Below are 18,666 nucleotides of genomic sequence, written 5' to 3' on the forward strand. Positions count from 1 at the left end.
CGGGACGAGGTAATTGGCATCGATTTTTGACACGCTGTTGAGTTCTCAAGAATCGGACACACACCATCAACCACCTCCGCGAGGAGGCATCCGGGGCAACCCTTCAAACTTACACGCCTCAAGCTTGGGAGTCAAAACCGTGAAACAATCTCAGATTGCCCGATTTGGACCCGCTTGGTGTCAGCGGTTTGTGCTCACCGAACTGTACCGGATCAACCGGAGTGGTTCGGACCGTGCTGGTCAGCCCCGGGACCGGCCAACTTCGCTGGCGATGACTCGCTCCGCGGTGGCGTCCGTTTCGCCCTGTCGGGCTGACGAGGAGAACGTTACATGGAGGCCCCGGAGATCTCAAAACCGGGCGGTGGCCGGCGCTCCTACCAGCCCGAAAGCCCCTGCGGCGTCACCGGATCCGAGCCAGATCGACGGTCCAGACCGGGTTGCCGGGCACGGCCGTCACCCGCTCGCCGCTCGCGAAGCGCGTCGAGGGCTGAAGCAGGGGGACGAACGGGCTGCGCTCGTTCATCGCGAGCTGCCACGCGGCATACGCCCCCGCACGGTTGTCGCCCACGGACGCGCGCGCCGCCTCGGTGAGGTCGTCGATGACCTGGTCAGTGCCACGCTCCCACACGGCCCGTGAGCCGACGAGCTCACCCGGCGCGAAGGCGAGGTAGTTCTCGGGGTCCGGGAAGTCAGGGCTCCAGCTCCACAGGCTGAAGGCACTGCGCCCGGACCGGTAGGCGGCGAGCGCCTCGGCGGCCGGCGCGGGGTTGAGCTGCACCTTGATGCCCACCTGGGCCAGCTCGGAACGCACGGCCACGGCGAGCGCACTCGTCGGGATCCCCTGGATCGGCAGGTCGGCGGCATACGACAGCGGGATCGGCTGCCCCCGGTAGCCCGACCGGCGCAGCGCCGCCTTGGCGGCCGCGAGGTCACGCGCGGACACGAGCGGCAGCGTCACCACGGGAGTCGGCATGCCGTTGGGCCCGGTCGTCACGGCGCCGCCCGGTGTCGCCGTGGAGGCCGACGTGGCGGAGGTGCCGGTCGGCGGGGAGGTCGTGAGCGAGGTCGTCGAGGACGGGGCCGGGGTGCCCGTGCCCGCGTCACCGGTGCCGGAGGTGGTGGGCGCCGGTGAGGGCGCGAGGTCCTCGAGCGCCCCGACGAGGCCTGCGGGGATCAGGCCCGCCGCCGGGGTCGAGCCGGCCGCGACGCGACTCAGCGCCTCACGGTCGAGGCCACGGCGCACCGCCTCGGCGAAGTTCGGGTCGGCCGTCCACCGGTTGAGCGAGGCGTTGCGGTTCAGCGCGAGGTAGACGAGCGATTTCGAGCGCATCGATGTCACGGTGATCGTCGAGGAGGATTCCCCCGTGACGGCCTCGGACTGGCTCGGCGACAGGTCGAGGGCGAGGTCGATGCCACCCGACCGCAGCTCGGAGAGCTGGCGCTTCGGGTCGAGGTTGCGCACGACGATCTCGGGGAAGGCGGGCTTGGTCCCTCGCCACAGCGGGTTGGCCTTGAGCCGCACCTCCGAGCTGCCGCGCGCGCTGTCGATGACGTAGGGGCCCGACCCCACCGAGTGCTGCGAGAGGTAGCCGCCCGCAGTGTCGGCCGGTCCGATGGTGCCACCGTGGGCCTTGACCGCCGAGGAGTTGAGGATGCCGAAGGCGGGGTTGGCGAGGATCGCCGGCAGGGCGAAGTTCGAGCCCGTCGAGCTGAGCGTGAAGGTGCGGTCGTCGACCTTGGTCGTCGAGACCGTGCCGATGATCGAGGCGGCCGGACCCGACAGCCCCTTGGCCCGCTCGAGGGTGAAGATGACGTCGTCGGTGGTGACGGGCGTGCCATCGGAGAAGACGAGCCCCTTGCGCAGGCGCAGCGTGAGCCAGCGTCCCTCGGGGGAGAGGGTGTACTCGGCCATCCCTGGCACGACCTTCGTCGGGTCGTCGGGGTCGAGCGTCGTCAGCGTCTCGTAGAGCGCGTGCGTCAGCATCGAGCCGCTGCGGTCGAACTGCCGCGTCGGGTCGAGGGTCGTGTGGTCGAAGACGGCGCCGACGACGAGCGGCGGGGATGCCGTGGTGGGAGCCTGGGTCGTCGCTCCCGTGCCCGGCGTCACCGCACCGGCGGGCGTGCTGGCCAGCGGCGTCGCATCGGTGGTGGCCGTCGTGCAGGCGGCGGTGCCGAGCGCGAGCACGCCGACCGTCGCCACCATCGCGGGGCGGACGAGACGTCGACGCATGGACTTCCTTCGGGGGCACCCGGCCTGGTGTCGACCGGGCCGGACTCGGGACTGCGGCGGGCACAGGGAGCAACACGGCGAGCGGCACCGACGGCGACCCGGAGCACCCCTGCCCGTGGTCCGGAGTCTAGCCGCCGCCACCCGCCGCGGTGGTCGCCTGCGACGCGCTCGGCGCGAGAACGAGATAGGCCTGCGCGACGAGCACGACCCCGATGGCGACCCACTTGCCCGTCGGCAGCTCCACGCCGTAGCGCCAGCGGTCGATGAGGACGAGCCCCACCTGGAGCATGACGACCCAGCCCATCGTGACGAGGGCGAGCTCGGCGTACCTCAGCGACGACGCATACACCCAGAAGAGGACGAGGAAGACGCCTGCGCCGAGGACGAGCGCGCGGACGCTGCCGTTCTCGGCCCACTCCTTGGCGAAGAGCGCCCCCGTCAGGTCGAGGCCGGCGAGGCAGACCATGGCCATGGTCGCGACGACGGGCACGGGCCACGCCTCGGGCGCCTTGATGAGGGGGAACACGTCGGTCACGCTCATGAGTCGTCCTTCCGGGAAGGGCCCGACCCCACGGACCCTGTCTCCTCAGAGGACGCCGACGGTCGCGGTGATACCCCTCGGCCCCGGGCGAGCCCGCTCAGGCTCCGACGTAGGCGGCGAGGTGCTCCCCGGTCAGCGTCGAGCGACCCGCGACGAGGTCGGCGGGCGTCCCCTCGAAGACGACGGTGCCGCCGTCGTGGCCGGCGCCCGGTCCGAGGTCGATGATCCAGTCGCCGTGGGCCATGACCGCCTGGTGGTGCTCGATGACGACGACCGACTTGCCCGAGTCGACGAGCCGGTCGAGCAGGCCGAGGAGGTTCTCGACGTCGGCGAGGTGCAGTCCGGTCGTCGGCTCGTCGAGGACGTAGACGTCACCCTTCTCGGCCATCTGCGCGGCGAGCTTGAGGCGCTGGCGCTCCCCACCGGACAGCGTCGTCAGCGGCTGGCCGAGCGTGAGGTAGCCGAGGCCGACGTCGGCGAGGCGCGCGAGGACCGTGTGCGCGGCCGGGGTGCGAGCCTCGCCCTCGGCGAAGAAGTCGAGCGCCTCGGTCACAGGCATCGCGAGCACCTCGGCGATGTTGCGGCCACCGAGCTCGTAGTCGAGCACGGCGGCCTGGAAGCGGCGACCCTCGCACTCCTCGCACGTCGACTCGACGGTCGCCATGACGCCGAGCTCGGTGTAGATGACGCCGGCGCCGTTGCAGGCCGGGCAGGCACCCTCCGAGTTGGAGCTGAAGAGGGCAGGCTTGACGCCGTTGGCCTTGGCGAAGGCCTTGCGGATCGGCTCGAGCAGGCCGGTGTAGGTGGCCGGGTTGCTCCGGCGCGAGCCGCGGATCGCGCCCTGGTCGACGACGACGACACCGTCGCGCTTGGCGACCGAGCCGTGGATCAGCGAGCTCTTGCCCGAGCCGGCGACGCCGGTGACGACGCAGAGCACCCCGAGCGGGATGTCGACGTCGACGTCGCGCAGGTTGTGCGTCGAGGCGCCGCGCACCTCCATCGCGCCGGACGCCTCGCGCAGCGACTCCTTGAGGCTCACCCGGTCGTCGAGGTGGTGGCCGGTGACGGTGTCGCTGCCGCGCAGGCCCTCGACGGTCCCCTCGTAGACGACCTCGCCGCCCGCGGTGCCAGCGCCCGGACCGAGGTCGACGACGTGGTCGGCGATGGCGATGGTCTCCGGCTTGTGCTCGACGACGAGGACGGTGTTGCCCTTGTCGCGCAGCTGGAGGAGCAGCTGGTTCATCCGCGCGATGTCGTGCGGGTGCAGGCCGATGGTCGGCTCGTCGAAGACGTAGGTCACGTCGGTGAGCGAGGAGCCGAGGTGGCGGATCATCTTGGTGCGCTGGGCCTCGCCGCCCGAGAGCGTGCCGGCGGGGCGGTCGAGCGAGAGGTAGCCGAGGCCGATGTCGGCGAACGAGTCGAGCAGGTGCTGCAGCCCGCGCAGCAGCGGCGCGACCGACGGCTCGTCGAGGTCGCGCAGCCACACGGCGAGGTCGCTGATCTGCATCGAGCACAGCTCGGCGATGTTCTTGCCCCTGACCTTCGAGGACAGCGCCTCCTTGGACAGGCGGGTGCCGTTGCAGTCCGGGCACGTGGTGAAGGTGACGGCCCGCTCGACGAACCGGCGCACGTGCGGCTGCATCGCGTCGAGGTCCTTGGACAGCATCGACTTCTGCACCTTGGTCAGGACGCCCTCGTAGGTGAGGTTGACGCCCTCGACCTTGATCTTCTCCGGCTCGCCGTAGAGCAGCTTCTGCCGCTGCCTGTCGGTGAACTTCGCGATCGGCTTGTCCAAGGGCAGGCCTGCGCCGCTGAAGATCCGGCCGTACCAGCCGTCCATGCTGTAGCCGGGGACGAGCAGGGCGCCCTCGGCGAGCGACTTGGACTCGTCGTAGATGGCGGTGAGGTCGAAGTCGTTGATCGACCCCATCCCCTCGCAGCGCGGGCACATGCCGCCCTGGTAGACGGCCTCGCGCACGATCGAGGTCTCCGTGCGGTTGCCGCGATCGGTCTTCATGACCCCGCTCGCGACGCGCGTCGGGACGTTGAAGGCGAAGGCGGTGGGCGGACCGATGTGCGGGGTCCCGATGCGGCTGTAGAGGATCCGCAGCATGGCGTTGGCGTCGGTGGCGGTGCCGACGGTCGAGCGCGGGTTGGCGCCCATCCGCTCCTGGTCGACGATGATCGCCGTCGTCAGCCCCTCGAGGCGGTCGACCTCGGGACGGGCCAGCGACGGCATGAAGCCCTGGACGAACGCGCTGTAGGTCTCGTTGATCAACCGCTGCGACTCGGCGGCGATGGTCGCGAAGACGAGCGAACTCTTGCCCGAGCCGGAGACGCCGGTGAAGGCGGTCAGCCGGCGCTTGGGCAGCTCGAGGCTGACGTCCTTGAGGTTGTTCTCGCGAGCGCCGTCGACGCGAATCGTGTCGTGGACGTCGGCCGGATGCGAACCGCCGGTCCCGACCGAGGAGGGGCGGGCGGCGCTGCTCTTCGTCTCCATGCTCGTACGCTACGACGCCGGGCACCCCCGCGGCCCCCTGGTTTGTACATCTTGCGCACGGGCCGTCTGGCGTATCAGGCGAACTCGGCGACGAAGCGGCGCAGGACGTCGTGGGCGGCCGAGACGTCGGCCCGGTGCACGCGCTCGATGATCGCGTCCTGCTCGTCGGGCCGGAAGTAGCCGAGGTGGGCGTAGGCCCGGATGCGCTCGACGAAGGTCTCCGCCTCCAGCTCGGGGTGGAACTGGGTGACCCACGCGCACGGCCCGATCCGGTAGGCCTGCACCGGGCAGGCGTCGCTCGTCGCGACGACGACGGCTCCGGGTGGTGGCTCGGTCGCGGCCTCCTTGTGGCCGACGAAGGCGTCGAACGTGGGAGGAAGCGCGCCGAAGATCGGGTCGTCGCGGCCGCCGTCGGTGACGCGGACGGTCGTCGTGCCGACGGGCTCGCCGTAGGTCCGGTCGACGACGCCGCCGAGCGCGAGGCTCGTCGCGCCGACGCCGTAGCAGAGGCCGAGGTAGGGCACCTCCCGCTCGACGAGCTCGCGCACGAGCTCGGCCAGCTCGTCCTCGACGCGGCGCTCGGTGGGCGACTTCGCCGACTCGGGCTCGCTGACCGTGAAGGGGCTGCCGCCCAGCACGACGCCTGAGTATGCCGTCACGTCCACGGGCAGGACGGGACCCTGCTCGAGGCGCACGTGCACGACCCGCTCGGCGGGGAGGCCGGTCAGCCGCAGGAACGCGGCGCGCTCCTGCTCGGCGAGGGCGTCGTCGACGCGGGAGGTGAGGAGCAGGAAGGGGCGTCCCGTCACGGGAGCAGGTCGTCGAGGTAGAGCGGGAGCATCGCCCACCACGTGGGCCAGTCGTGGTCGTAGGACGGGCCCCAGTCGTCGACGCGGTTGGGGATGCCCTTGCTGCCGAGCACGTCGGCGACGGCGCGCGACTCACCGACGTCCTCCCACCGGCCGCTGCCCGAGGCGAGGACGACCATCCGGGTGCGCAGCTGGTCCAGGGCGGGCCCCTCGAGCCCGGGCAGGAAGCGCAGCGGTGAGCTGAAGTAGAGGTCCTCGTTGACGTGTCCGCCGAGGAACTGCTCGATGGCATACGTCCCGCTCATGCACACCGCGGAGTGCACGAGCTCGGGGTAGCGGCACGTGATGGCGAGGGCGTTGAAGGCCCCGATGGAGGCGCCCGCGACGGTGACCGGGACGTGGTGGCCGCCGAGGTCGGAGTGGATCGCGGGGATGACCTCGCGGGCGATCGTCTCGTGGAAGGCGTTGAAGAGCGAGAGGCGGTAGTCGACGGATCCACGGTGCTGGGCCAGGGCCCGTCCGGCGACGCTGTCGACGGAGTAGACCTTGGCGCGTCCGGCGGAGATGAGCGGCTCGAGGTGGGCGATCATGTGGTGCCGCTCGACCTCCTCCGCATCACCGCCCGCGGTCGGGAAGAGCAGGACGGGCGCGCCGTAGGTGCCCCACCTCGCGACGCTGATGTCCTGGCCCAGACGGTCGGAGTACCACCGGTCGGTCACCTTCATCGGGTTGCCTCTCTGTGTGCCGGCCAACTCAGCCGAGCGGGTCTTCGGGGGAACACGGGGGCGCAGGCCGCTCGCGGCCGGGAGCCCCCGTGCGTTTTCACTCGTAGACGAACTTCTGGGGTCCGGGGAAGAGCCACGACAGCCCGTCGCCGAGACGGTCGCGCCAGTTCTCCCAGTTGTGGCCGTCGCGCGACTCCGTGTAGCGCACGCGCATGCCGGTGTGGCGGAAGACCGGCACCATCGACCGGTTCGGGGTGATGAGCGGCTCGTAGACGCCGCACGACATGAAGATCCGGTCGACGACGGCGGTCGGCTTCTCACGGAACCGGTTGACGAACTTCACGACCGGGTCGAAGGCCGGGCCGCCGCCGTGGTCGAAGCCGATGTCGGTGAAGACGAGCGACGCCGACTGGAGCAGGAGGGAGCCGAAGAAGCCGGGGTAGCGCACTGCGGTCGAAAGGGCGGCGATGCCACCGAACGAGCTACCCATGAGGCAGCGAGCCTCCGGGGTGTCGACGAGCGGCAGCCGCTCGGTGAGCAGCGGCACGAGCTCGCGCGCGATGAACCGGGCGTGCGGCGCGTGGTTCGGATACTCCTTGAGCCGGTCGCGCGGCGGCACGAAGACCGCGACGAGCGGGTCGATGTCGAGGCGGTGGATGAGGTTGTCGAGCACGGTCTTCATCGCCGCGAACTGGAGGTAGTCGGTGCCGTCGTGGACGACGAGCAGCGGGTAGCGCTGGGCCCGGTTGAAGCGGGCCGGCAGGTAGATCTGGACCGGTTGGTCGCGGCGCAGCGCCTTGCTGCGCACCTGCTCCTCGACGAGCGTTCCCTCGCGGGCCTCCGGGTCGAAGACCGCCCATTCCGGCACGCGGTAGCCGATCGCCGCGCACACCGACGAGGAGCCCATCGGGCTGTGGGCGAGCCGGGGGTTGAGCGGGTCGTTGAACCGCTCGTAGTGCTCGCCCTTGCGGATCTCGATCTGGTACTCCACCCGAGAGCCCTCGGGGAGCACCGTCGTGACGGCCCACAGGTCGGAGTCGCCGATCCGCTTGAGCGGCAAGGGGTCCGGCAGACCGATCACCCGGTGCCGCACCCAGACCTCGTCGACGTCGCCGCGGTAGAGGAAGGTCGCGCGCTCGCCCTCGATGATCGGGCAGCCGTAGCGCTCGACGAAGCGGTCGATCGTCGGGCCGTCGAGCGGCAGCCGCTCGCGCAGCCGGTTGACGGCGAGGCGCTCCATGGCGCTCATGCGGCGCCCACCACGGAGACGTGGCCGGCACGGTCGATGACGCGGGCTCCAGCCGGCAGGTCGGTCGCGCCGTCGGGGAAGCGCACGACCGCCCCGTCGTCGAGCAGAAGCAGGCGGTGCTCGGCGAAACGCCTGGCCAGCACCGACATCCGGTCGCGGTCGTCGAGGTGCAGGCGCCGCTTGGCGTGCGGCAGGGCGATGATGCCGGGCAGCCGGCCGAGGCCCCTGTCGTGCACCTCGGCAGCGGTGACGCCCTGCGGGCTGAAGTCGTGGAAGAGGATGACCTCGTCGGTCAGCGCCATCGCCCCGGCCGACCATGCGACCACGGTCTGCTCGGGCCTGAGCGTCACGTCGAAGAAGCGCAGCGTCCACAGCAGCGTGCGCACGTTGCCGCCGGCGATGACGACGGCCTCGACCTCGTCGAGCACCGCCCCGATCTCGCCGCGGTGCCAGCCGATGGTGCCGTTCTCGTCGGGAGCCGCGGTGGCACGGACCGCGCGGTAGAGCTCGTCGAGCTGGGCGGCATACCACCGGTCGACGTCACGGACGGCCTCGATCGCGGCCTCCTCCGCGACAGGACCCACCGCATGGATGGACGTGCGGTGCGAGACCGCCTGCACCGCGTCGATGGCCGCCTGGAGCCGGATGCCGTAGAAGGCGCGCAGCTCGTCCATGCGGTCGCGGAAGGCGAGCGCCGCCGCGGCGACCTGCTCGTCCTTGCCCAGCACGTCGAGCATCCGGTGGTGCAGGCGCAGGTTGACGCCCCGACCGTCGAGGTGGCCGGCGAGCTCGCCGTCGTCGGACTCGCGCTCCTCCCAGCCGGAGTTGACCATCGCGATGCGGCCGTTGATGTCCAGGGAGCGCACCGTGGACCCGACCGTCGTCGTGAACCGTTGGGGCCCAAGGAGAATCGTCGTCGACATGAACTGGTGACTCAGCCGCTCAGCCCGCGTGCATGTGGATCGTGCCACCCACGTCGTCGAGCATGGCGCGCGCCGTGTCGAAGTCGGGGTGGCGCAGACGCACCCACGCGTTGGCCATGTAGCCGGCCTCGACCGCCTGGGTGCCGTGCCCGACCGGCGGGAAGTGGCCGTCGATGATCCACTCGCCGTAGCGCGACCGGATCTCGTCGATGCCGGAGTAGCCGGTCACCGCTCCGTCGCGGTCAGGCCGCAGCGCGACGATGCCCGCGGCATACGACCTCTGCATCTGCTGCTCGGGCGCACCGTGGGTGATGACGTGCGCCCACTCGCGGTAGACGTCGACGTCGTTGGCCGCGGAGTAGACGTCCCACGCGCCGACGCCCGGCGGCCGGGCACCGATCTCGCTGAACTTCAGGCCCTTCGGGCCGAAGAACCACTCCATGTGCGTCGCCGACGTCTCGATGCCGAGCGCCTCGATGACGCGGCGGCCGAGGTCGCGCACCTCGGCGTAGAAGGCGTTGCCCGGCTCGTCGATGCGGTTGGTCGTGATGAACTGCGGCGAGATCCAGCGGTGGCGCATCGCCTCGAGGACGTTGGGGTAGTAGTGCGTCGCCCAGTCGTGCACGACGTGCCCGTCGAGGGTGATGGTGTCGTAGAAGCCCTCGTGGCCCTCGACGAACTCCTCGATGGCGATCGAGCTCTGGCCCTCGCGACCGTAGGCCGCGAGCGCCTGCTCGAGGTCGTGGTCGCTGTCGACGCGGACCGTGCCCTGGGCGCCGGCGCCCGCGCGCGGCTTGAGGATGAGCGGGTAGCCCTCGCGCTCGGCGAACGCGCGCGCCTCGGCGGCCGAGTCGACGGCGGCGCTGGCCGCAGTGGGGACGCCGGCCTGCCGGAGCGCCTCCTTCATCGACGGCTTGTCGCGGCACAGCCACGTCGTGCGCACGCTCGTGCCAGGGATGCCGCACGCCTCGCGCACCTGCGCGGCGGTCATCGTGTGCGACTCGACGACGGCCTCGAGGGCGTCGATCCACACCTTGTCCTGGAAGTAGCGGACCGCCTCGACCATCTGGTCGACGTCGGTGACGTTGCCGACGCGGTAGTAGCCGCGCAGCGCCCCGAGCACCTCGTCGTCGAGGTCGTGCTCATCGGTCTCGCCGATGCCGTAGACGTTGGCGCCCACCGACGCGAGCGCGTGCACGAAGCGGCGCTGGTTCGCCGGGAACGACGGCTCCACGAAGATGATGTTCACCTCGCCGACGCTATCGGTCCTCCGGAGCGGTTGCCATGGACCGACGCCCGCGGCCGTATGCCGCCGGGCGGGTCGCGCGCGAAAAGCGGGCGCCCGCGCGCGTCGGGAGCCAGACTGGAGGCGCCGCACCTCGGGCAGGACCTCACCCCTCAGGAGGAAGCATGTCGAGCACGGTCCCGAACCCCGCGTCACCCGACCCGACCGATCCCGTCGACCCGTCGCCAGCCTCGTCGTCATCGTCGTCATCGGGGTCGGAGCCACGGACCCGCCGAGAGGCCGCGGCCTCGAGCAGCTGGGCCGTCGCCTCGACCTCGTCCGGGTGGTCGGGCGCCCTCATCGCCATGGGCATCCTGTCCGTCGTCCTCGGCGTGCTCGTCCTCGTCTGGCCCAAGGCGACGCTGCTGGTCGTGGCGATCACCTTCGGCCTGCAGCTCATCGTGGCCGGCGCCGTGCGCCTCTCGGTGAGCCGCGACCTGCCGAGCGAGCCGGGCTGGCTGAAGCCCGTCTCGATGGTGCTCGGCGTGCTGTCGATCATCGCCGGCATCATCTGCCTCTTCCGGCCGGGCACCTCGCTCTTCGTCATCGCGATCTTCATCGCCGCCGGCTGGATCGCCGAGGGCATCGCCGCCCTCGCCCAGGGCTTCGGCTCGGACCGCTCGACCGGCGCGCGCGTCTTCCTCATCGTCAGCGGCGTCGTCTCGATCATCGCCGGCTTCGTCGTCGCGGTCTTCCCGGGATCCTCGCTCGTGCTGCTCGCGCGGCTCGCCGGCATCATGCTCATCCTCATCGGCATCGCCGAGCTCGTCACGGCCTTCATGGCCCGCCGTGCCGCCGGCACCGGTGCGGGCACCGGCAGCACGGCGGCACCCGCCCCGGCCTGACGGCATACGCCACGCCCGAGGGCACACGCCGCCACGACGGCGCACGACAGCGTGGAGGTTCGCACCCCCTCAGCGGGGTGCGAACCTCCACGTTCACCTCGGCCGGCCCTTCCGAAGACCGACGATGGCTAGGTTGTCGCGCATGAGCGACGTCGCGGCCCGGCTGGTGGACTACTACGAGCGGGAGATGGCCGAGCGTGCCACCCGGCCGCTCGACGACGAGCGCGAGCAGCGGCTGACGGCGTTCGTCGAGCACCTCCGGGCCGAGGGTCTCGGGTCGGTGGTCGAGGTCGGCTGCGGCGCCGGGCGCGACGGCTTCCGGATCGCAGGGGCCGGCGTCGCCTACAGCGGGGTCGACCTGACCCCGGCCGCCGTCGACCTCTGCCGCGGGCTGGGGCTCGACGCGCACGTCGCGTCGGCGACCGACCTGCCCTTCGCGGACGACTCCTTCGACGCCGGCTGGACCATGAGCACCCTGATGCACCTGCCCGGCGACGAGGTGGTGACGGCGCTCGCCGAGCTGCGCCGGGTCGTGCGGCCCGGGGGTCTGCTCGAGGTCGGGGTGTGGGGCGCCGACACGAGCGGCGAGTGGACCGACGACGGCGGGCGCTACTTCCGCAGCCGCACCGACGAGGAGCTTCGCGGGCTGCTGGGCGGGGTCGGTGAGGTCGTCGCCTTCGACACGTGGACGCACTTCACCGACGGCGGGCACTACCAGTGGGCGCGCGTCGTCGTCTCCTGACGGGTGACCGAGCGGCGGGGGCTCGTCAGAGCCAGCCGCGCTCCTGGGCGACGCGGGCGGCCTCGGCGCGGGTCGACGTGCCCGTCTTGCCGATCGCCGAGCTGAGGTGGTTGCGGACCGTCCCCTGCGACAGGTGCACGACGCCGGCGATGGCCGCCACCGTGCCTCCGCGCAGCGCGACGGCGAGCACCTCACGCTCCCTCGCGGTGAGCGGGTTGACGCCGTCGACGAGCGACTCGGTGGCGAGCGACGGGTCGACGACCCGCAGCCCTGCGTGCACGCGGCGGACCGCCTCGGCGAGCTGGCGCGCCGGGGTGTCCTTGACGACGAAGCCGGACGCGCCCGCCTCGAGCGCGCGCCGCAGGTAGCCGGGCCGTCCGAACGTCGTCACGACGAGCGTGCGCACGGCCGGGAGCGCCGCGCGGACCTGGCCTGCCGCGGCGATGCCGTCGATGCCGGGCATCTCGATGTCGAGCAGGCACACGTCGGCGCCCGAGGCGCGCGCGGCGTCGACGACCTCGTCCCCGCGGCCGACCTCGGCGACGACCTCGAGGTCGGGCTCGAGCGCCAGCAGCGCCGCGAGCGCCCCTCGCACGAGGGCCTGGTCGTCGGCGAGCAGCACCTTGATCGTCCCGCTCACAGCGTCACCTCCAGCACGGTCCCGTGGCCCTCTGGGCCGGTCTCGATCGAGAGTCGACCTCCCGCGGCCCCGACCCTCTCACGCAGACCACGTATGCCGTTGCCCTCGGGCCGCACGCCGAGCCCCCGTCCGTCGTCGCGCACCGTCAGGCGGTTCGTCGCGAGCTCGACCCAGCACTCGTCGGCGTCGCTGTGCCGCACGACGTTGGTCGTCGCCTCGCGCAGCACCCAGGCGAGCACCGTGCGGTGCCGGGGGTCGACGACGGACGGGTCGTCGGGCACGTGCGCCTCGATGCCGGCGCCTGCGAGCGCCGTTCGGGCAGAGGCGAGCTCGTCGGAGAGGCGAGCGACCCGGAGCCCTCCGACGGTGGCCCTGATCTCCGCGAGCGCCTGGCGGCTGAGCGCCTGGATCTCGGCGAGCTCGCCCTTGGCGCGCTCCGGGTCGAGGTCGACGAGCCGCTCGGCCAGCTCGGCCTTGACCGTGACGACGGTGAGCGAGTGGCCGAGCACGTCGTGGACGTCACGGGCCACGCGTTCGCGCTCCTCGACGATGGCGAGGTCGCGCGACATCCGCTCGTACTGCTCGCCCCGGTCGGCGACGACCCGCACGCCCCCGGTCATGACCCCGACCGCGAAGACGATGATGGCGACGCTCCACGTGCCCTCGCCGGGATCGGTGACGACCGCGGCGGCGCCGGCCACGACGGTGGCCACCACGCCCAGGCCGATCGCCGGCAGGATCGGCAGGGCGAACATCCCGAAGGCGACGACGAAGGGCAGGAAGCCGAGGCTGTTGGCCCCGATGATCAGGGCCGAGCCGACGGTGCACGCCAGCAGGAGCGCGAGGTAGGCGACCGCCCCGCGCGTCGTCGACGGCCCGCGGCGGCCCATCCGCTCGAGGTGGCTCGACCCCAGGACGTAGGCCACGGCGAAGACGACGACGAGGACGAGCCCGACGACGACCTGCCACGCCGGGCGCGGCGCCCCGACGAGGGCGATGACGGGGAAGACGAGGAAGACGAGCCACACCCCGCGCACGACCCAGCCGTAGCGCTCCCACGGGTTGCGGCCCGGCGCCCCGGTCGCCAGTGCCCCGTTCGCCGCCGCCCCGCCCGCCGGCTCGGCGGGCGAGGTCTCGGCGCTGACCTGCTCGGTCACTGGCGCTCCCGCCCGCGACGGACGAGGAGCACGGCGGCGGTCCCGAAGATGGCGAGCCAGGCGAGCACGTTGACGATCGGCAGCCACAGCGGGTCCTGCGACCCGTCGGGCAGGTAGCCCTCGGTGAGCGGGTAGCGCGCCAGGGCGGCATACCCGTAGAGCGGCGTGAACTTCGCGAACGCCAGCAGCGTGCCCGACAGGGGGATGAAGAGGTTGCCGAGGAAGGCGAAGATCACCATCGTGCCGCTCGCGGCGCCGACGGCGGCCTCGGAGCGGAATGCCGTGCCCACGAGGAGACCGTAGACGGCGAAGACCGCCGAGCCGACCAGGCACAGGACCGCGCTGAGGGCCCAGGCCCGCATCGACCCGCGGGCACCGGTGATGGCGCCGAGGGTGAAGGTCAGCAGGATCGGCACCGCGGCGACGGTCATCGCGATGAGCGCCTTCATGGCGATGTAGGACGAGTCGGCGAGCGGCGTCAGGCCGAGCTGACGGCCCCAGCCCTGCTGGCGCTCGACGGCCGCGTTGCCGCCGATGCTCGTCGTCGCGGTGACGGCGCCGTAGGCGGCCATGCTGATCATGACGTACATCGCGACGTTGCCGTTGCCGATGCTCGCGTCCTTGGCGTCGACCGTCGCGCCGAAGATGAGGTAGAAGAACGCCGGCAGCACGGCGGTGAAGAACATGCCCGCCCAGTCGCGGGTGATCCGCCGCATCTCGAGCAGCGTGAAGGTGGCGTTCATCGGACGAGCTCGCTCTCGGTGCGGTGGGTGCCGCCGGTGTGGGCAGTGCCGGGAGGGACGGGCCGGTCGTCGCCGGTCAGGGTCATGAACGCCTGCTCGAGGCCGGCGGTGACGATCTCGAGGTCGGTGCCGCCGAGCTCGAGCAGCAGCAGGCGGGCCACGGCGTCGGAGTCGGTCGCGGTGACGACGACGCGCGAGCCGCGCTCCTCGACGTCGCGCACACCGTCGACGCCGCGCAGCCGCGCGACGCTGGTGGCGACCGAGCCGGCCGGCATCGTCGCCGACACGGTGCGGCCGCTCGCCCGGGCCCGGATCTCGGCGGTCGTGCCGTCGGCGACGATGCGGCCGCCGGCGACGAGGACGATGCGGTCGGCGAAGGCGTCGGCCTCCTCGAGGTAGTGCGTCGCGAAGACCACCGTGCGTCCGGTGCCGGCGTCGGCGCGCATCGTGTCCCAGAAGTCGCGCCGCGCCGTGACGTCCATGCCCGCCGTCGGCTCGTCGAGGACGAGCAGCCGCGGGTCGGGCAGCAGCGCCAGGGCGAACCGCAGCCGCTGCTGCTCGCCGCCCGAGCACTTCGACACGCGCCGGTCGGCGAGCGCGGCCAGCCCGGCACGCTCGATCACCTCGTCGACAGGGGTCGTGACGGCATACGTCGACGCGACCATGCGGACCGTCTCGCGCACGGTGAGGTCGCGCAGCAGGCCTCCGGTCTGCAGGACCGCGGACACGTGCCCGCCGATGACCGCCTCACGCGGGCGGCGGCCGAAGACCTCGGCGGTGCCGCTCGTCGGCTCGGTGAGGCCGAGCACCATGTCGAGGGTCGTCGTCTTGCCGGCGCCGTTCGGCCCGAGGAAGGCGACGATCTCGCCGGCCTCGATGCGCAGGTCGATGCCGTCGACGGCGCGGACCTCGGTGTCGTGGGAGCGACGGGCCGGCGCGAACGTCTTGACGAGGCCGCGCAGCTCGACCGCCGAGGCCCCCGAGGCCCCGGCGACGGAGATGGGTGATGTGGTCATGGCCCCACTCTCCCGTGCGGACACCGCCTCGCGGCAGCAGCAGGCGTCACGACGTGGCCATGACAGGTGTCACGGGAGCCGCGACCGGAGAGACTGTCGGCATGGCCGACTTCGAGGTGCACCTCGTCCCACCGCTGACCGCCCCCGAGGCGTGGCGCCGCGTGCTCGACCTGCGCGCGCACACCGCCGTCATCCCACTCACCACCGTGACCGGGGACGCCATGGCGGCGAGCGACCTCGTCGACGGGTCGCGCTTCGTGGCCCGGACGGGACTCGGCCCGGTCGGCTTCGACGACGTCATGGTCGTCGACAGCATCGTCCCTCCGACCCCGACGACGGCGGGGACCGCGCGGATCCGCAAGGAGGGCAAGGTCGTCCGCGGCGCGATCGACCTGTCGGTGACCCCGACCGCGGCGGGGTCGACGGTCGTCTGGAGGCAGCAGATCAACGTGCGGGGCGTGCCGGCCGTGCTCGATCGCGTCGTCGCCACGGTGGCGCGCGCCGCCTACGGCACCGCCCTGCGCAAGCTGCTCGCCCGCGGCTGACGGCGCCCGACCGCGGCGGTCAGCGCCAGCCGAGCTCCGGCGCGACGTGCGTCAGCAGGCTCTCGATGACGTGCGCGTTGTAGTCGACGCCGAGCTGGTTGGGCACCGTGATGAGCAGGGTGTCGGCGGCCGCGACCGCCTCGTCCTCGGCGAGGTCACGGACGAGCTGGTCGGGCTCGCCGGCATACGTCTTGCCGAAGCGCGCCGTGCCGCCGTCGATGATGCCGACCTGGTCCTGGCTGGCCGACTCGCGACCGAAGTACGCCCGGTCGACGTCGCTGACGATGGGGAAGACGCTGCGGCTGACCGACACCCGCGGCTCGCGCTCGTGGCCGGCCGCCTTCCACGCGTCGCGGAAGCGCTGGATCTGCTCGGCCTGCAGGCGGTGGAAGGGCACGCCCGTGTCCTCGGTCAGCAGCGTCGAGCTCATGAGGTTCATGCCCTGCTGCGCCGTCCACTCGGCGGTCGCCCGGCTGCCGGCACCCCACCAGATGCGGTCGCGCAGACCCGGCGAGTGCGGCTCGATGCGGAGCAGGCCCGGCGGGTTGGGGAACATCGGCCGCGGGTTCGGCTCGGCGAAGCCCCGGCCCGACAGGACCTCGAGGAAGACCTCGGTGTGCTGGCGCGCCATCGCGGCGTGGTCGCCGTCGGTGGGCTCGTAGCCGAAGTAGCGGTAGCCGTCGACGACCTGCTCGGGTGACCCACGGCTGATGCCGAGCTGGAGCCTGCCGCCGGAGATGAGGTCCGCGGCGCCGGCGTCCTCGACCATGTAGAGCGGGTTCTCGTAGCGCATGTCGATGACGCCGGTCCCGATCTCGATCCGGCTCGTGCGAGCGCCGACCGCGGCGAGCAGCGGGAACGGCGACGCGAGCTGGCGGGCGAAGTGGTGCACCCGGAAGTAGGCACCGTCGGCGCCCAGCTCCTCGGCCGCGACCGCGAGGTCGATGGACTGGAGCAGGACGTCCTGGGCCGACCGCGCCTGCGACTGCGGCGACGGGTTCCAGTGCCCGAACGAGAGGAATCCGATGTTCTTCACGTGCGGTCAACAACCGCGGTCACGACGCTCTTCCCGCCCTTCGAAGGGCAACCGGACAATCCGGGAACGCCTCCCGCGGCGAACCACCCGGCATGATGCGCCTACGACTTGCCCTCAGCGGGATCCTCGCGGCCGTGGCCGGGATCGCCGCCGGCCACCTCGTCGCGGGCTTCCTCGCTCCAGCGTCGTCGCCGGTGCTCGCCATCGGGTCGACCGTCATCGACCTGACCCCCACCCCTGTCAAGGAGTGGGCCATCGCGACGTTCGGCACCAACGACAAGGCGATCCTGCAGGGGTCGGTCCTCGTCGTGACGCTCGTCCTCGCCGCGGTGGCCGGCCTCCTCGCCCGACGCCGTATGCCGCTGGCCGTCGGTTTCATCGTGCTGCTGACCGGCCTGGCCGGTGCCGCTGCGCTGCTGCGCCCTGCCGCCCGCCCGCTCGACGTCCTGCCCGCGCTGGCCGCCATGGCCGCCGGGGTGGCGACGCTCGTCTGGCTCGTCCGCCTCGCCCGCCGTGCCTCCGACGCGGCCGTGGCGAAGGGTGACGAGGCGACGGTCGACGGTCCTCGTGGCTCGAAGATGACCCCCGCCGCCGACTCCGCGACCCAGCGGGGCACCGGACGACGCGGCTTCATCGGCGGCGCGCTCGGCGTCACCGCGCTGTCCGTCCTCGCCGCCGTCGGGGGTCAGCTGCGCGCCGGCGCCGAGTCGGTCAAGAAGATCGTCCTGCCCGCTGCCGCCGACAAGGCCAAGCCGCTGCCGACCGGGCTGGAGACGCAGGTCTCCGGCATCTCGCCCCTGCGCACGCCCACCTCGAAGTTCTACCGCGTCGACACCAACCTCGTCGTGCCCAAGGTCGACGTCGACAGCTGGACGCTCGAGGTCGACGGCATGGTCGAGAAGCCCTTCACGATGACCTTCGCCGAGCTGTCGGCGATGCCGCTCATCGAGCGCGACATCACGATGACGTGCGTCTCCAACGAGGTCGGCGGCGGCTACATCGGGGCCGCCCGCTGGCTCGGCGTCCGCCTGACCGACGTGCTCGACCGCGCCGGCATCAAGGGCAGCCCCGACCAGGTGCTCAGCACGGCCGTCGACGGCTTCACCATCAGCACACCGCTCGGGGTCGTGCGCGACGGCCGCGACGCGATGATCGCCATCGGCATGAACGGCGCCCAGCTCAGCGACACCCACGGCTTCCCGGCTCGCCTCATCACGCCCGGCCTCTACGGCTTCGTCGGCGCGACCAAGTGGCTGACCAAGCTGACTCTGACGACGTATGCCGCCGACCAGGCCTACTGGACGAAGCGCCAGTGGGCGACGGACGCACCCATCAAGACGAGCGCCCGCATCGACACCCCCGCACCGCTCTCGACGATCAAGGCTGGCACGACCGCCATCGGCGGCGTCGCCTGGGCCCAGCACCGCGGTGTCGGCAAGGTCGAGGTCAAGATCGACGACGGCCCTTGGCAGGCAACGAAGCTCGGTCCCGACGTCGGTGTCGACTACTGGCGCCAGTGGTACCTCCCGTGGGACGCCAAGCCGGGGCTGCACCGGATCTCCGTGCGCGCGACCGACCTCAAGGGGCAGGCCCAGATCACCGAACGTGCCACGCCGTTCCCCAGCGGTTCGAGCGGCATCCAAGAGGTGGTGGTGACCGTCGCGTGAACGCCCACGACGA

18 protein-coding genes are annotated in these 18,666 nt (G+C 71.9%); 4 read left to right on the forward strand and 14 right to left on the reverse strand.

All coding sequences use genetic code 11. From position 1 onward, the window contains the following. Nucleotides 1-400 precede the first annotated feature (400 nt). The 9 genes from IEY30_RS03985 to IEY30_RS04025 all read right to left on the reverse strand — a co-directional run bounded on the left by IEY30_RS03985 (nucleotide 401) and on the right by IEY30_RS04025 (nucleotide 10,569). Entirely contained in the window at nucleotides 401-2,230 is a 1,830-nt protein-coding gene (locus tag IEY30_RS03985; protein WP_081920442.1) for an ABC transporter substrate-binding protein, read from the reverse strand. 127 nt (nucleotides 2,231-2,357) lie between these two features. Continuing rightward, entirely contained in the window at nucleotides 2,358-2,771 is a 414-nt protein-coding gene (locus IEY30_RS03990) for a hypothetical protein (protein ID WP_030197026.1), read from the reverse strand. A 97-nt stretch (nucleotides 2,772-2,868) separates the two neighbouring features. Then, the gene (locus IEY30_RS03995) at nucleotides 2,869-5,271 is read right to left on the reverse strand and encodes an ATP-binding cassette domain-containing protein (RefSeq protein ID WP_030197029.1); all 2,403 of its coding nucleotides are present in this window, start codon (nucleotides 5,269-5,271) and stop codon (nucleotides 2,869-2,871) included. A 74-nt stretch (nucleotides 5,272-5,345) separates the two neighbouring features. Beyond that, entirely contained in the window at nucleotides 5,346-6,080 is a 735-nt protein-coding gene (locus IEY30_RS04000; protein ID WP_030197034.1) for a glutamine amidotransferase, read from the reverse strand. Beyond that, nucleotides 6,077-6,805 carry an esterase family protein gene (locus tag IEY30_RS04005; RefSeq protein ID WP_030197038.1) on the reverse strand — a complete coding sequence of 243 codons (729 nt, stop codon included), beginning with the start codon at nucleotides 6,803-6,805 and terminating at the stop codon, nucleotides 6,077-6,079. The genes IEY30_RS04000 and IEY30_RS04005 overlap by 4 nt, the downstream gene beginning before the upstream one ends. Before the next feature lie 97 nt (nucleotides 6,806-6,902). Beyond that, entirely contained in the window at nucleotides 6,903-8,054 is a 1,152-nt protein-coding gene (locus IEY30_RS04010; protein WP_030197041.1) for an alpha/beta hydrolase-fold protein, read from the reverse strand. Next, nucleotides 8,051-8,920, reverse strand: coding sequence for a Type 1 glutamine amidotransferase-like domain-containing protein (locus tag IEY30_RS04015; protein ID WP_229674834.1), 870 nt, complete (start codon nucleotides 8,918-8,920; stop codon nucleotides 8,051-8,053). Before IEY30_RS04015 ends, IEY30_RS04010 begins: the two co-directional genes overlap by 4 nt. Before the next feature lie 76 nt (nucleotides 8,921-8,996). Next, entirely contained in the window at nucleotides 8,997-10,226 is a 1,230-nt protein-coding gene (locus IEY30_RS04020; RefSeq protein WP_030197048.1) for an ATP-grasp domain-containing protein, read from the reverse strand. A 142-nt stretch (nucleotides 10,227-10,368) separates the two neighbouring features. Next, nucleotides 10,369-10,569: a hypothetical protein gene (locus IEY30_RS04025; protein ID WP_052358471.1), complete on the reverse strand. Its 201-nt coding sequence runs from the start codon at nucleotides 10,567-10,569 to the stop codon at nucleotides 10,369-10,371. On the opposite strand from IEY30_RS04025, the gene IEY30_RS04030 reads away from it, so the two are divergent. Further along, nucleotides 10,568-11,107 (forward strand): HdeD family acid-resistance protein, encoded by a 540-nt coding sequence (locus IEY30_RS04030; protein WP_052358472.1) that lies wholly within the window; start codon nucleotides 10,568-10,570, stop codon nucleotides 11,105-11,107. The two genes, IEY30_RS04025 and IEY30_RS04030, sit on opposite strands and share 2 nt — an antisense overlap. A gap of 142 nt (nucleotides 11,108-11,249) precedes the next feature. Next, on the forward strand, nucleotides 11,250-11,849 hold the full coding sequence (locus IEY30_RS04035) for a class I SAM-dependent methyltransferase (RefSeq protein WP_052358473.1): 600 nt from the start codon (nucleotides 11,250-11,252) through the stop codon (nucleotides 11,847-11,849). Between the two features lie 25 nt (nucleotides 11,850-11,874). On the opposite strand, the gene IEY30_RS04040 is transcribed toward IEY30_RS04035, so the two are convergent. The 4 genes from IEY30_RS04040 to IEY30_RS04055 are packed head-to-tail and all read right to left on the reverse strand — an operon-like array spanning nucleotide 11,875 to nucleotide 15,405. Then, on the reverse strand, nucleotides 11,875-12,489 hold the full coding sequence (locus tag IEY30_RS04040; RefSeq protein WP_030197059.1) for a response regulator transcription factor: 615 nt from the start codon (nucleotides 12,487-12,489) through the stop codon (nucleotides 11,875-11,877). After that, nucleotides 12,486-13,646 (reverse strand): sensor histidine kinase, encoded by a 1,161-nt coding sequence (locus IEY30_RS04045; RefSeq protein WP_229674835.1) that lies wholly within the window; start codon nucleotides 13,644-13,646, stop codon nucleotides 12,486-12,488. The genes IEY30_RS04040 and IEY30_RS04045 overlap by 4 nt, the downstream gene beginning before the upstream one ends. Then, nucleotides 13,643-14,389: an ABC transporter permease gene (locus IEY30_RS04050; protein ID WP_030197071.1), complete on the reverse strand. Its 747-nt coding sequence runs from the start codon at nucleotides 14,387-14,389 to the stop codon at nucleotides 13,643-13,645. Before IEY30_RS04050 ends, IEY30_RS04045 begins: the two co-directional genes overlap by 4 nt. Further along, nucleotides 14,386-15,405 carry an ABC transporter ATP-binding protein gene (locus tag IEY30_RS04055; RefSeq protein WP_081920445.1) on the reverse strand — a complete coding sequence of 340 codons (1,020 nt, stop codon included), beginning with the start codon at nucleotides 15,403-15,405 and terminating at the stop codon, nucleotides 14,386-14,388. Before IEY30_RS04055 ends, IEY30_RS04050 begins: the two co-directional genes overlap by 4 nt. A 101-nt stretch (nucleotides 15,406-15,506) precedes the next feature. Between IEY30_RS04055 and IEY30_RS04060 the strand changes: the two genes are divergently transcribed. After that, nucleotides 15,507-15,950 (forward strand): hypothetical protein, encoded by a 444-nt coding sequence (locus tag IEY30_RS04060; RefSeq protein WP_030197073.1) that lies wholly within the window; start codon nucleotides 15,507-15,509, stop codon nucleotides 15,948-15,950. A 19-nt stretch (nucleotides 15,951-15,969) separates the two neighbouring features. On the opposite strand, the gene IEY30_RS04065 is transcribed toward IEY30_RS04060, so the two are convergent. Beyond that, nucleotides 15,970-16,986 carry an LLM class flavin-dependent oxidoreductase gene (locus tag IEY30_RS04065; RefSeq protein WP_030197076.1) on the reverse strand — a complete coding sequence of 339 codons (1,017 nt, stop codon included), beginning with the start codon at nucleotides 16,984-16,986 and terminating at the stop codon, nucleotides 15,970-15,972. A 92-nt stretch (nucleotides 16,987-17,078) separates the two neighbouring features. On the opposite strand from IEY30_RS04065, the gene IEY30_RS04070 reads away from it, so the two are divergent. After that, complete coding sequence (locus IEY30_RS04070) at nucleotides 17,079-18,653, forward strand: molybdopterin-dependent oxidoreductase (RefSeq protein ID WP_030197080.1); 1,575 nt, start codon at nucleotides 17,079-17,081, stop codon at nucleotides 18,651-18,653. The last annotated feature ends 13 nt before the right edge of the window (nucleotides 18,654-18,666 follow it).

The organism is Terrabacter tumescens (assembly GCF_014646815.1).
Classification (GTDB): domain Bacteria; phylum Actinomycetota; class Actinomycetes; order Actinomycetales; family Dermatophilaceae; genus Terrabacter; species Terrabacter tumescens.

Excerpts from the sequence above, each read along its gene's own strand:
- IEY30_RS03985 (WP_081920442.1), bottom strand. The coding sequence starts at position 2,230 with ATGCGTCGACGTCTCGTCCGCCCCGCGATGGTGGCGACGGTCGGCGTG.
- IEY30_RS03990 (WP_030197026.1), bottom strand. The coding sequence starts at position 2,771 with ATGAGCGTGACCGACGTGTTCCCCCTCATCAAGGCGCCCGAGGCGTGG.
- IEY30_RS03995 (WP_030197029.1), bottom strand. The coding sequence starts at position 5,271 with ATGGAGACGAAGAGCAGCGCCGCCCGCCCCTCCTCGGTCGGGACCGGC.
- IEY30_RS04005 (WP_030197038.1), bottom strand. The coding sequence starts at position 6,805 with ATGAAGGTGACCGACCGGTGGTACTCCGACCGTCTGGGCCAGGACATC.
- IEY30_RS04010 (WP_030197041.1), bottom strand. The coding sequence starts at position 8,054 with ATGAGCGCCATGGAGCGCCTCGCCGTCAACCGGCTGCGCGAGCGGCTG.
- IEY30_RS04030 (WP_052358472.1), top strand. The coding sequence starts at position 10,568 with ATGGGCATCCTGTCCGTCGTCCTCGGCGTGCTCGTCCTCGTCTGGCCC.
- IEY30_RS04025 (WP_052358471.1), bottom strand. The coding sequence starts at position 10,569 with ATGGCGATGAGGGCGCCCGACCACCCGGACGAGGTCGAGGCGACGGCC.
- IEY30_RS04035 (WP_052358473.1), top strand. The coding sequence starts at position 11,250 with ATGAGCGACGTCGCGGCCCGGCTGGTGGACTACTACGAGCGGGAGATG.
- IEY30_RS04050 (WP_030197071.1), bottom strand. The coding sequence starts at position 14,389 with ATGAACGCCACCTTCACGCTGCTCGAGATGCGGCGGATCACCCGCGAC.
- IEY30_RS04055 (WP_081920445.1), bottom strand. The coding sequence starts at position 15,405 with ATGACCACATCACCCATCTCCGTCGCCGGGGCCTCGGGGGCCTCGGCG.
- IEY30_RS04060 (WP_030197073.1), top strand. The coding sequence starts at position 15,507 with ATGGCCGACTTCGAGGTGCACCTCGTCCCACCGCTGACCGCCCCCGAG.
- IEY30_RS04070 (WP_030197080.1), top strand. The coding sequence starts at position 17,079 with ATGATGCGCCTACGACTTGCCCTCAGCGGGATCCTCGCGGCCGTGGCC.